This window comes from Phocaeicola abscessus CCUG 55929, assembly GCF_000312445.1.
Classification (GTDB): domain Bacteria; phylum Bacteroidota; class Bacteroidia; order Bacteroidales; family Bacteroidaceae; genus Phocaeicola; species Phocaeicola abscessus.
The window spans coordinates 112664-124718 of sequence record NZ_HE997185.1 but is presented as its reverse complement, the minus strand read 5'-3'; the positions used below and the strand labels follow the sequence as shown (position 1 = coordinate 124718).

10 protein-coding genes are annotated in these 12055 nt (G+C 47.3%); 7 read left to right on the top strand and 3 right to left on the bottom strand.

Features of this window, described 5'->3' with window-relative positions:
- Position 1: 1 nt before the first annotated feature.
- On the top strand, positions 2–604 hold the full coding sequence (locus BN102_RS08535; protein WP_019208711.1) for an IMPACT family protein: 603 nt from the start codon (positions 2–4) through the stop codon (positions 602–604).
- A 74-nt stretch (positions 605–678) separates the two neighbouring features.
- Here the strand turns inward: BN102_RS08535 and uvrB are convergent, their stop codons facing one another.
- The gene (gene uvrB / locus BN102_RS08530) at positions 679–2721 is read right to left on the bottom strand and encodes an excinuclease ABC subunit UvrB (protein WP_019208710.1); all 2043 of its coding nucleotides are present in this window, start codon (positions 2719–2721) and stop codon (positions 679–681) included.
- Between the two features lie 159 nt (positions 2722–2880).
- On the opposite strand from uvrB, the gene BN102_RS08525 reads away from it, so the two are divergent.
- From BN102_RS08525 to BN102_RS08515, 3 genes are all read left to right on the top strand, one after another.
- Positions 2881–3726: an outer membrane protein assembly factor BamD gene (locus tag BN102_RS08525; RefSeq protein WP_019208709.1), complete on the top strand. Its 846-nt coding sequence runs from the start codon at positions 2881–2883 to the stop codon at positions 3724–3726.
- Between the two features lie 17 nt (positions 3727–3743).
- Positions 3744–4079 carry a DNA-directed RNA polymerase subunit omega gene (locus BN102_RS08520; RefSeq protein WP_019208708.1) on the top strand — a complete coding sequence of 112 codons (336 nt, stop codon included), beginning with the start codon at positions 3744–3746 and terminating at the stop codon, positions 4077–4079.
- Between the two features lie 72 nt (positions 4080–4151).
- Entirely contained in the window at positions 4152–4601 is a 450-nt protein-coding gene (locus BN102_RS08515) for a DUF4293 domain-containing protein (RefSeq protein WP_019208707.1), read from the top strand.
- Positions 4602–4623: 22 nt separating this feature from the next.
- Here BN102_RS08515 and BN102_RS08510 read toward each other — a convergent pair whose 3' ends face one another.
- The gene (locus BN102_RS08510) at positions 4624–5316 is read right to left on the bottom strand and encodes a porin family protein (RefSeq protein ID WP_019208706.1); all 693 of its coding nucleotides are present in this window, start codon (positions 5314–5316) and stop codon (positions 4624–4626) included.
- The gene (locus tag BN102_RS08505) at positions 5316–7064 is read right to left on the bottom strand and encodes an amino acid ABC transporter substrate-binding protein (RefSeq protein ID WP_019208705.1); all 1749 of its coding nucleotides are present in this window, start codon (positions 7062–7064) and stop codon (positions 5316–5318) included. The genes BN102_RS08510 and BN102_RS08505 overlap by 1 nt, the downstream gene beginning before the upstream one ends.
- Positions 7065–7300: 236 nt before the next feature.
- Between BN102_RS08505 and BN102_RS08495 the strand changes: the two genes are divergently transcribed.
- The 3 genes from BN102_RS08495 to ybaK all read left to right on the top strand — a co-directional run bounded on the left by BN102_RS08495 (position 7301) and on the right by ybaK (position 11959).
- Positions 7301–8125, top strand: a complete 825-nt coding sequence (locus BN102_RS08495) for an alpha/beta hydrolase (protein ID WP_036787813.1) — start codon at positions 7301–7303, stop codon at positions 8123–8125.
- 490 nt (positions 8126–8615) lie between these two features.
- Positions 8616–11483, top strand: a complete 2868-nt coding sequence (uvrA, locus tag BN102_RS08490) for an excinuclease ABC subunit UvrA (protein ID WP_036787909.1) — start codon at positions 8616–8618, stop codon at positions 11481–11483.
- Positions 11480–11959 carry a Cys-tRNA(Pro) deacylase gene (gene ybaK, locus BN102_RS08485; RefSeq protein WP_019208701.1) on the top strand — a complete coding sequence of 160 codons (480 nt, stop codon included), beginning with the start codon at positions 11480–11482 and terminating at the stop codon, positions 11957–11959. Before uvrA ends, ybaK begins: the two co-directional genes overlap by 4 nt.
- Positions 11960–12055 lie beyond the last annotated feature (96 nt).

Below are 12055 nucleotides of genomic sequence, written 5' to 3'. Positions count from 1 at the left end.
CATGATTGACGATACTTACAGAACGATAGAGTCGCCCACAGCAGGTTTTTATTCGGAAAAACGGAGTAAATTCCTCGCTTTTGCCATACCCGTACGTTCGCAGGAAGAAATAAAAGAAAGATTGAAGTCTTACCAAAAGGAGTATTACGATGCACGACACGTCTGTTATGCTTTCATGATCGGACCTGAGCGGAAAGATTTTCGGGCGAGCGATAGCGGAGAACCGTCCGGTACGGCGGGGAAACCGATTTTAGGACAGATCAATTCGAATGAACTGACCGATATTTTGGTGATTGTCGTTCGTTATTACGGCGGTGTCAACTTGGGAACGGGAGGATTGATACAGGCATATAAAGCTGCTGCAGCGGCTTGCATCGCTCAGGCGAAGATCGTAGAGAAAACGGTTGATGAAGATTTGGTGGTTGCATTTGAATATCCTTTCCTGAATGATATCATGCGAATTGTGAAAGAAGAAGAACCTCAAATCGTTTCACAGCGTTTCGAAATGAATTGCCTGATGAGACTTCGTATCCGTCGCTCACGGATCGAAAAGCTTCGTTCCCGATTAGCGAAAGTGGAAACGGCACATATCATGGATGAATAAGTATTCGCGGAAACGATTTGATAGGATAGACGTAGCGAAACGTTCATTGAGATACGATGATAGTGCGAAATATTTTACTCTTTCCATCGTTCTTTCAGGATGTTTTGAAGTTTTATTAATTCGTCGCGATAAGCAGCGGCTTGCATAAAATCAAGATTTTTAGCCGCTTGTTGCATCCGTTTCTTCGTATTGTCGACGGCTTTTTCCATCTGTTGTTTTGACATATATTGCACGAGGGGATCGGCTGCCGTCGTAACCGTATCCGTTTCGACGTATGCTTTCGGAGTTGCGGCTGTTCTTTTCTTTTCGCCATGCGCTTCGGTTGCCGACAGGAGGGTTGCGTGCTGCCGACTTTTTATTTGAGTGGGGGTAATGTGGTGCGCTTCGTTATAAGTCAACTGTTTTTCCCGTCGACGGTTGGTTTCGTCAATGGTCCGTTGCATACTATCTGTGATTTTGTCGGCATACATAATCACTTTTCCGTTTACATTCCTTGCTGCGCGGCCGGCAGTTTGAGTCAGCGAGCGATGCGATCTCAGAAACCCTTCCTTGTCGGCATCCAGAATAGCGACCAACGATACTTCCGGCAAGTCGAGCCCTTCGCGAAGCAGGTTAACTCCAACCAACACGTCGAACAGTCCGGCTTTCAAGTCGTTCAATATCTTTACCCTTTCCAGCGTATCCACATCGCTGTGGATATAGTTGCAACGAACCTCGTGATGGAGTAAAAATTCCGTCAATTCTTCCGCCATACGTTTGGTCAATGTAGTGACCAGTACGCGTTCGTCTCTTTCCACCCGTTGTCGGATCTCCTCCATCAAGTCGTCGATTTGGTTCATGCTCGGCCGAACCTCTATTTCCGGATCAAGCAATCCGGTAGGACGAATCACCTGTTCGACGACGACGCCCTCGCTCTGTTGCAATTCATAATCAGCAGGGGTTGCACTGACATATATAATCTGCTTGGCTAATTTCTGGAACTCCGGGAATTTAAGCGGACGATTGTCGAAAGCAGATTTCATCCGGAAGCCATATTTCACCAAATTTTCTTTCCTCGCCCGATCTCCGCCGTACATTGCTTGGATTTGAGGGATGCTGACGTGACTTTCATCGATCACTATTAAAAAATCTTCCGGAAAGAAATCCAGCAGGCAATAAGGTCGGGTGCCGGCAGCACGGCCGTCGAAGTATCTCGAATAATTTTCTATACCCGAGCAATGGCCTAATTCCCGAACCATTTCCATATCGTATGTTACCCTTTCCCGCAACCGTTTTGCTTCCAACGCTTTACCCGTTTCTTCCAACTCAGCGACTTCTTTTTTTAAATCGTCTTCGATGTGATAGACAGCCTGCAACTGACTTTCTTTGGTGGTCATAAACAGATTGGCAGGATAAATTTTATATTCCTCAAAAGAAGTCAATCTCATTCCCGAAACAGGCTCCACCTCTTCGATCTCTTCTATTTCATCATCCCAGAAAACCACTCTGAGCAGATTGTCGCTGTACGCTAAATAGACGTCGACCGTATCGCCTTTTACCCGAAAATTACCTCGATTCAAATCCAGATCATTCCGCACATACAAGCTATCTACCAATCGACGGAGGAATACGTTTCGATCCAATTTCCTCCCTTTTTTGATTTCGATGACGTTATTATAGAAGTCGGCAGGGTTTCCCATACCGTAGATACAGGAAACGGAAGAAACGACGATCACATCCTGCCTACCGGAGAGAAGGGCGGAAGTGGCGGCCAATCTCAGCTTGTCGATTTCGTCGTTGATGGCCAAGTCTTTCTCAATGTAAGTATCCGAATTGGGCAGATAGGCCTCCGGTTGGTAATAATCGTAATAGGATACGTAGTATTCTACGGCGTTGTTGGGGAAAAAACACTTGAATTCTCCGTACAATTGAGCTGCGAGCGTTTTGTTGTGGCTTAACACTAACGTCGGTTTGTTTACATTCCGAATGACGTTGGCGATGGTGAAGGTTTTCCCCGATCCCGTTACGCCCAATAAAGTCTGCGCAGGGCTGTCATGGCGTATACCTGCTGTCAGTTGTTCGATCGCTTCGGGTTGGTCGCCGGTAGGTTTATAGTCGGATATGAGTTCGAAATTCATAAGCATTCGTTTAGCAAGGGATAAAGTTACAGCTATTTTCTATGATTAGTATCCGTTAGCGATAAAAAAAGATTCGAATTCATATTTTAGCATTAAAAAACAGTCCATATTTTGTATTATTCGTTCGAATGGGGTAAATTTGCACATTATTTGTATCACATGAGAAAGTATACCCTATTCGCTCTCATCATGGCTTGCAGCGTCTTGTCATCGTGCGGAGAATATAACAAAATATTGAAGAGTACGGATGCCGACTATCAATATGAAGCTGCGAAGAGCTTCTTCGGGCAAGGCAAGTATTCGAAGGCTGCCACCCTGTTAGAGAGTTTGGTTACCGTTATGAAAGGCAGCGACAGGGCGGAAGAATCGTTGTATATGTTGGGCATGACGTATTATAATCAAGCCGATTACCAAACGGCCTCTCATTATTTTAATACCTACTATACCACTTATCCGCACGGCGTGTACACCGAACAGGCTCGTTATCATTCGGGCAAGGCGTTGTATTTGGATACTCCCGAACCTCGTCTGGATCAGTCGGGGACTTATAAGGCCATTCAGGAATTACAATTGTTTCTCGAGTATTTCCCTTCCAGTTCGTACCATGCCGAAGTACAGCAATTGATTTTCGAACTTCAGGATAAATTGGTTATTAAAGATTATATGGCAGCTAAATTATATTATGATTTGGGTATGTATACCGGCAACGCTACTTATACGACGACCGGCAACAATTACTTGGCCGCCATTGTCACCGCGCAGAATGCTTTGCGGGATTATCCCTATACGAAATTGCGCGAAGACTTATCCGTCTTGGTGCTCCGTGCCAAACACGATATGGCCAATGCGAGCATCCTGGAGAAGAAACCCGAACGAATGCGCGATGTGATAGACGAATATTATTCTTTTGTAAACGAATTTCCCGAAAGCAAATATAAAAAGGAAGTCGAAGGTATCTATCACGATGCCAGCAAGTACGTAGATAATTTAAATGACGAAGAATAAAGCAAAACCAAAGTATTATGGATTATAAAAAGACAAATGCCCCCACCAATACCGTCGTTCGTAACATGGCGGATATGTGGCACGACACCGGTAATATTTACGAAACAGCGGCAATTATCGGTAAAAGGTCGAATCAAATTGCTGTTGAAATGAAAAACGAACTGTCGAAAAAATTGCAGGAATTCGCTTCCTATACAGATAATTTGGAAGAGATTTTCGAAAATAGAGAACAGATCGAGATTTCGCGTTATTACGAAAAGTTGCCGAAACCGGCCCTGATCGCTACGCAAGAGTATATGGAAGGTAAGATTTACTACCGGAATCCAGCGAAGGAGAAGGATAAATTTCAATAGGGAAGACTTCCGAAAGGTGTTTCGTCGAAGCGGTCTGTTCTTTTGCCTTCTTAAACTATGTAGTCGATAAATATGATACAGCGAATACAATCCATTTATTTGTTGGCGGTTTCCATTTTGGCTATCGTCAGTATGTGTCTCCCGGTGGGATTCTTTATCGGTGCGGATAACTCCCTCACCGAATTTACTAATCTGTCAATCGTTTCTGCGGACGGAGCGGTCAGTCATGCGCCGTGGGCCCTGTTCGCTATTCTCCTGCTGGTCGTCCTCATCGCTTTGATCGCTATTTTCCTGTTCAAAAGGCGAATGTTGCAGATACGCTTGAGCATTTTCAACGCTATTCTGCTTGTTTTCTACTACATTACGTGGATCGTCTTCATATGTATGTTGAAAGGCGAGGCGACCTATCATCCCTCTTGGAGCGTATGCCTGCCTTTTATCGCCATCGTTCTGGATTGGTTAGCCATTCGCGCTATCGGGAAAGACGAAGTCTTGGTAAAGGCGTACGATCATTTGCGGTAGTTTTCCGACAGATACGGAACGTTCACTTGAAGATATCGAATAGGTAGGCGGCCCGTATTCCCATATACGAATGCGCCGAACGGCCGAAATACTCTTTCTTGCTGTTCTTAAAAAAGTCGCTTAGTCCGTAGTAATATCTACCTTCGACGATGAAGTGTCCTATCTTCGTATTCAATTCGAAGCCCGTGCCTCCTGCGATGCCATAATCGAACTTATTTTCTGCCTTTTTCCCGTATTGAGCCGTGGGCGATCGGGCGGAAGTATCCCATCCGTCGCTCATCTTTTCTTTCTCGTTTAAAAAGAAGCCCATCTGCGGCCCTGCGTTCAGGAAGAATTGTAAGCCTTTGTCTCTGACATGGCTGCCGAAAGCCAGATGTGCCAGAAAGGGAATTTCGATGTAATTCATGATTCGGTTGTACGTGTTTTCGGTTCCATCCTCGATCTTTTCGTTCCAACCGCGCTGTGAATAGTTGATTTCCAATTGGACTCCGCAAATCATGCTGAAGTATTTCTCCGAGATGTAACGGATCGTCAAGCCACCCGAACGAACGTTTTGCTTGTTCTGTTTTATTTTCGGATCGAAGTTGACGGAGCTCATGTTCATTCCGCCATTGATACCGACAGAAAAGATGCTTTTCTCTTCTCCCAATTGGGCGCGAACGGGGAGCGAAACGAGCGAAGCGATCGTCAATAATAGGGTACAGACCTTTTTCATTATTCGAAATCTATTTTAGTCAGTTCGCCGGATTTGGAAAAATGGACGAAGAAGACTTTCTTATTGATGAATCCTCCCCACGTGTTCACGCGCTCGAACTTGAATCCTGTCTGGATAGGAGTTACGCTGTACTTGCCCAAATAATCTTCCACCTTATTTCCGTAACGCGACAGGCCGTATAGCAGGTAATACGCGGTATCGAAGCCCAACATTCCGTATTTGGGATAGGTATTCGCCATTTCCTTGCCGTACCATCTTCGGAAAGAAGAGGAGAAATTGATCGCTTCGGGGAACAGATTATTCGTGTAGAAGGAGGAATAGAAATAGGTGTCCAACTCATAAAAATCGCTCAGATAGTCTTTCGTGTAAGTCTGCCATTCGGGATACCCGAACAGGTGAATCCGGTAGGTCGGATGCTCTTTGGTCAACAGGAGCAGCGGAGGTAATAACTTGATCAAGGCGATATTCGAACCGGACAGCGGGATGAAGACGTTGCTCTTCGTCGAGTCGATGCTGGCCAGCATCGATTCCGCTACGATATGGTCGCCCTTCAGCTCGGTATACTTTATTTGGTTTTCTTTCAATTCGCTTTTCAGTCCGTTGATAAAGATCGATTTGTCTTTGTCGGTATCGTTGGCGTTGAGGAATATGACGTTCGCACGGTCGAATTTGCGGATAAAATGTTCGTACACTTCCGAATACAGGTACGATTGAGGCGTATTGATCTGAAAGACGTACGGATTGTGGAATACCTCATTATCCTTCGAGGTAAAGGGGATTACGATCCGGATCTTGTGCCGTTCGGCAAAGTCGGTCAGAGGTTTGATCTGTTCCGCATTCGCCGGACCGATGATGATATCCATCTTTTTCATCTCGTCCTTACGGAGGATGCGATCCAGCGAGGCGTTTGTCGTCCCGCTGTCGTACGTGTAGATATCCAACGACGTCCCTCTCTTTTTCAGACTGTCGACGGCCAACAGGAAGCCTTCGTAATATTCCACCATCCTGCCATCGGCCGCAAACGGGAGGATGACGGCCGTCTTGATTGTCGACAGTATCTTGAATTCTTTTTTGTTCTTGCTGAATAATTCGTCGTTCGTGGGCGTATGCTTCGTTTCCTCCGTCTCCTTTTTAGGATAGGGGATGGCCAGGAAGGAACCTTTTTTTAGTTTCTTTTTTTTCAGTTCCGGATTGGCAGCCAATAGCTCCTCTTCCGTAATATGATATTGGCGGGAGAGGCTGAACAGGGTCTCACCGCGTTTCACCTTGTGTATATCCTGCCATTTCGATTCCTGTTTTTCGAGCGAGCGTGGCGTATCGGCTTTCCGTTGCACCTCCGCCTCTTGGGAGGCGTTTGCCGCGGGGATGACGATTACCTGACCGGCCCGGAAGTTGCTTGCGCTCAATCCCGGATTGGCCAGACAGATGGCGCCGGCCGAGACGTCGTATTCGACGGTCAACTTATATAGCGTTTCGCCCGCCTGTATCGTGTGGAAAATTTGTTTCGTCTGTGCCGTCTGCTGGGGGATTTTTAACGTTTCTCCCGCTTTGATACCTTGTTCGCTGCCCGGATTGAGCTTTACGATGTCTTCTACGCTGAGGCGATACATGCTCGCGATGGAATAAAGGCTTTGCCCTTTGGCAATCGTGTGCAGGAAAAAATGATCCGACTCCTGCGGTTGGGCCGACGAAACCAGTGGTGCGACGGCCAGCACGGCGACAGCATATAACGTTTTTAAGAATTTCATGCGCATTACTGTTTATTCTTGGGACAAAATTATAAAAAAAATCGACGCCGATCCCCCTTTATTCGATATAATTCCGCTGAAACTTGCCGAAGAGTTTAGCTTCGAAGAATTTCGTTCGTTTCGATCGTCGATACAGATAAATTTAAAAAATATCCGACTTCGAGGTATCTTCTTGTACAACCACTTGCTTTTATGTATTTTTGTATGCGTAACTAAGTAATTAATACATAATCGGAATGAAATTAAGCACTCTATTTTTTGCCCTGATGGCGTATTTCGTACAGACGACGAACGCCCAAACGAAACCTGTCGAGATTCAGGGAGCCGTAGGAATACTTCGCGGGTTCATAACGATTCCCGCTAATTCGGATGGGAAAAAGCTCCCTGTCGTCATCATCTTTCACGGGTTTACCGGTAACAAGAATGAGAAAATACATATTGCCTTGACCGACAGCCTGGCCGCTCGCGGCATCGCCTCAATAAGGTTCGATTTCAACGGACACGAGGAGAGCGATGGCGCCATGAGAGGGATGAGCATCGATAACGAAGTGGAAGATGCCCGCCGGATAGTCGGATTCGCCGAAAGCTTGCCCTTTATCGGAAAGATCGGTATTTTCGGTCATTCGCAGGGAGGCGTCGTCTCCATCCTGCTCAGTTCCGAGCTTGGGAAAAAGCAGATCAAAACGGTTGCCTTGCTTGCGCCGGCACTGATGATTCACGACAATCTGTTGCAGGGAATTTGCTTCGGTACCCGCTTCGATCCCTTGAATGTACCGGAAGAAGTGAGCGTGTTCGACGGAAAGGTTACCCTCGGCAGGAATTATATCCTGGCCGGACAAGGGCTTCGACTCTTCGAAGCAGCAAAGAAGTATAAGGGAGACGTGATAGCCATACACGGTACGGGCGACCGATCCGTACCCTATTCGTGCAGCCAGTACCTGCCTTATTTCTACAAACGATGCGAGTTGTCGCTCATTCCCGGTGCCGATCACACATTTACCGACCTCGAAGGCATTCCGGCCGGAATCGTAGCCGTATGGATGGATAAGAAGCTGAAATAAACGTTGATTCTCAGGGAAAAACATGTTGTTGCAGACGAGAAGCCGTTCGGTCAAAAGCGAACGGGGATCTCTCTTTCGTTTTTTCCTGCCGTGGCGGTAGCCGACGGTAAGAATCCGGTTTCGACGCTGTCGATCCGATCAGCGGAGGCTAAACTCCATTTTAGGTACCGCCGACAGAATCGGCATGCATAAAAATCCGTTTTAAGCGTTGCTGATCGAGTAGTTTTGGGTAAAAATCCATTTTAGGTCTTGCTGATTGGATCGTCGTGCATGAAAATCCGTTTTAAACGCTGCTGCCCCTGTCAGCGGGAGTAAAACTCCGTTTCAGATGCTGCTGATCGGAACGGCGGCACTGAAAATCCTTTTTCATACCCGTCCGCTGTACCGTGTTTTCCGTTGCCGTTCTTCACTTCTGTTTTCTAAAGAATATCAAGAGAAATCTTGTTTCTGTTTACGAATTGCATTACCTTTACCGGTTCAAAAATGGGATATGGATAAAGAAACAGCCTATATTGACGTATACGGAGCCCGCGTACATAATTTAAAAAACATAGATGTTCGGATACCGCGAAACGCCTTGTCGGTCATCACCGGATTGAGCGGCAGCGGCAAGTCTTCGCTTGCCTTCGATACCATTTTCGCAGAAGGTCAACGCCGGTATCTCGAGACCTTCTCGGCGTACGCACGAAACTTTTTGGGGGGATTGGAACGTCCGGACGTGGATAAAATTACCGGTTTGAGTCCGGTGATCTCCATCGAGCAGAAGACGACGAACAAAAATCCCCGTTCGACGGTAGGCACGACGACCGAGATCTACGATTACCTCCGTCTGCTTTACGCCAGGGCCGGAATAGCGTATTCCTATCTGTCGGGCGAACGCATGGTGAAGTATACGGAAGAGCAGATCCTCGACCTGATTCATCGCGATTATATCGGTAAACGGATCTATATAATGTCCCCCGCAGTGCGTTCGAGGAAGGGGCATTATCGGGAATTGTTCGAACAGATTCGCAAAAAGGGCTACCTCTACGTCCGGATCGACGGGGAAATAAGAGAAGTGCTCCATGGGATGAAATTGGATCGTTACAAGAATCACGATATAGAGATAGTCGTCGATAAATTGACGGTAGGCGAGAGAGACGATAAACGGTTAGCCGACAGCGTGGCCGTTGCGATGAAGCAGGGCGAAGGCTTGCTGATGATTCTGAATGTGGATACCGGCCAAGTTCGCCATTACAGCAAGCGGTTGATGGACCCGCAATCGGGCATATCCTATCAAGAACCTGCACCGAACAATTTCTCTTTCAATTCTCCCGAAGGAGCCTGCTCGCATTGCAAAGGCTTGGGATACGTCGATCTGATCGACATCGAAAAGGTAATCCCTCATGCGGAATTATCGATTTACGACGGGGCGATCGCTCCGCTGGGGAAATATAAGAATACCATGATCTTCTGGCAAATCGAAGCCTTGCTGGAGCGATACGAACTCTCTCTCAAAGATCCGGTGAAAGAGATTCCCGAAGAGGTCGTTCACGAAATCCTCTACGGTTCGAACGAACATATCAGGATCAAGAGCAGTCTTATTCATACTTCTTCCGATTATTTTGTGGAATACGAGGGCATTGTGAAGTACATTCAAATGCTTCAAGAAAAAGACGTCTCGACGACGGCTCAAAAGTGGGCGGAACAATTTTCTAAAACCGCCGTCTGCCCCGAATGTCATGGGGCGCGATTGAACAGGGAAGCGCTTTCGTATCGCATTTACGACAAGAATATCCGGGAACTTTCGGAGATGGATCTCCGAGATTTCTATCATTGGCTTTCCACCGTCGACGAACATTTGGAGGAGAAGCAACGCCTCATCGCTGCGGAAATACTGAAAGAAATCCGTTCGCGAGTGCAATTCCTGCTCGACGTCGGATTGGATTACCTGTCGCTGAGCCGCAGTTCTGCCTCCCTCTCGGGCGGAGAAAGTCAACGCATCCGTTTGGCCACCCAAATCGGATCTCAATTGGTCAACGTGCTCTACATCTTAGACGAACCGAGTATCGGCCTGCACCAACGAGACAACCTGCGATTGATCCGTTCGCTGAAGAATCTTCGCGATATGGGTAACTCGATTATCGTAGTGGAACACGACAAGGAAATGATGCTCAACGCCGATTATGTCGTCGACATGGGACCCAAGGCGGGGAGGCGGGGAGGGGAGGTCGTCTTTGCTGGAACGCCTCGAGAGATGTTGCAAAAGCAAACGCTGACTTCCCGCTACCTGACCGGCGATTTGAAAATAGGCGTTCCCGACAGACGACGTCCGGGCAACGGAAAGTCGATCCAACTGCGTGGCGCCTGCGGAAATAATCTGAAAAAGGTGGATGTAGAAATCCCGTTGGGAAAACTCATTTGCGTGACAGGCGTTTCCGGAAGCGGAAAGTCTACCTTGATCAACGAAACGCTGCAACCCATACTCTCGCAACATTTTTATCACTCCCTGAAGGATCCTCTTCCTTATCGGAGTATCGAAGGTATGGAATACGTCGACAAGGTCGTTGATGTCGACCAGTCGCCCTTGGGACGGACGCCCCGTTCCAATCCGGCTACGTATACGGGAGTCTTTTCCGATATCCGGAACCTTTTCGTCAGCCTGCCCGAAGCGAAAATCCGCGGGTATAAGCCCGGTCGCTTCTCATTCAATGTCGTCGGCGGTCGATGCGAAGCTTGCGGAGGAAATGGTTATAAAACGATAGAAATGAATTTCTTACCCGACGTGCTTATTCCCTGCGAGGTCTGTCACGGCAAACGTTACAACAGAGAAACCTTAGAAGTGCGTTTCAAAGGGAAGTCCATCGCCGACGTACTCGATATGACCATCAACCGGGCGGTCGAATTCTTCGAGAATATTCCCGCCATTCTGAATAAAATAAAAGTATTGCAGGAGGTGGGCTTAGGGTATATCAAACTGGGACAGCCTTCGACTACCCTCTCGGGCGGAGAGAGTCAGCGCGTGAAGCTGGCCACCGAATTGTCGAAGCGGGATACGGGCAAGACCGTCTATATCCTCGACGAACCGACCACCGGCTTACATTTCGAAGATATCCGCGTATTGATGAACGTACTGAATCGACTGGTCGATAAAGGGAATACGGTGATCGTCATCGAACATAATCTGGATGTGATCAAACAGGCCGATTATCTGATTGATATGGGACCGGACGGTGGACGAAACGGAGGATGTGTCCTCGCGGTCGGAACTCCGGAGGAAGTGGCACAGCACAAGCAAGGATATACGTCGAAGTATTTGGAGGAAGAATTAGCTCTGTACCAACACGGAAACGATGCTTCGGACAAAACAGGAATATGAAGGCTAAAATAACTAAAACGAATGTCGCCCGTCTGCTCGAACAGGCGAAGATCTCCTACGAACTGATTCCTTACGAAGCAGACGAAACCGATTTAAGCGCCATCCATCTGGCAACGCAATTGGGAGAGCCCGTCGAACAGGTGTTCAAAACCTTAGTGCTGAAAGGCGATAAAACGGGGCATTTGATCTGCGTGATTCCTGGAGAACACGAAGTCGACCTGAAGTTGGTGGCGAAGATTTCCGGAAACAAGAAATGCGATTTGATTCCGGTAAAAGCGTTGTTGCCCCTTACGGGTTATGTTCGCGGAGGCTGTTCCCCGATAGGAATGAAAAAACATTTCCCTACATATATCCATGCGTCGTGCAGCCGATATCCCTACATCTGTGTCAGTGCCGGAGTGAGAGGTCTACAACTGAAAATAGCTCCTGCCGACCTGATCCGGATGGCGGAAGCTCACGTCTGTATGCTGTATTGAAGAACTCGTTGCCGTTTCCGCTCTCTTTACAAGGGGATTTGAGAATTAACGGCGGCAAATCTTTGCCGCCTTGATTTTAATTCATACATTTGCGCA

Bases quoted from the DNA above. Each gene is read 5' to 3' on its own strand.
- BN102_RS08535 (WP_019208711.1), top strand. From the start codon at position 2: ATGATTGACGATACTTACAGAACGATAGAGTCGCCCACAGCAGGTTTT.
- uvrB (WP_019208710.1), bottom strand. From the start codon at position 2,721: ATGAATTTCGAACTCATATCCGACTATAAACCTACCGGCGACCAACCC.
- BN102_RS08525 (WP_019208709.1), top strand. From the start codon at position 2,881: ATGAGAAAGTATACCCTATTCGCTCTCATCATGGCTTGCAGCGTCTTG.
- BN102_RS08520 (WP_019208708.1), top strand. From the start codon at position 3,744: ATGGATTATAAAAAGACAAATGCCCCCACCAATACCGTCGTTCGTAAC.
- BN102_RS08515 (WP_019208707.1), top strand. From the start codon at position 4,152: ATGATACAGCGAATACAATCCATTTATTTGTTGGCGGTTTCCATTTTG.
- BN102_RS08510 (WP_019208706.1), bottom strand. From the start codon at position 5,316: ATGAAAAAGGTCTGTACCCTATTATTGACGATCGCTTCGCTCGTTTCG.
- BN102_RS08505 (WP_019208705.1), bottom strand. From the start codon at position 7,064: ATGAAATTCTTAAAAACGTTATATGCTGTCGCCGTGCTGGCCGTCGCA.
- BN102_RS08495 (WP_036787813.1), top strand. From the start codon at position 7,301: ATGAAATTAAGCACTCTATTTTTTGCCCTGATGGCGTATTTCGTACAG.
- uvrA (WP_036787909.1), top strand. From the start codon at position 8,616: ATGGATAAAGAAACAGCCTATATTGACGTATACGGAGCCCGCGTACAT.
- ybaK (WP_019208701.1), top strand. From the start codon at position 11,480: ATGAAGGCTAAAATAACTAAAACGAATGTCGCCCGTCTGCTCGAACAG.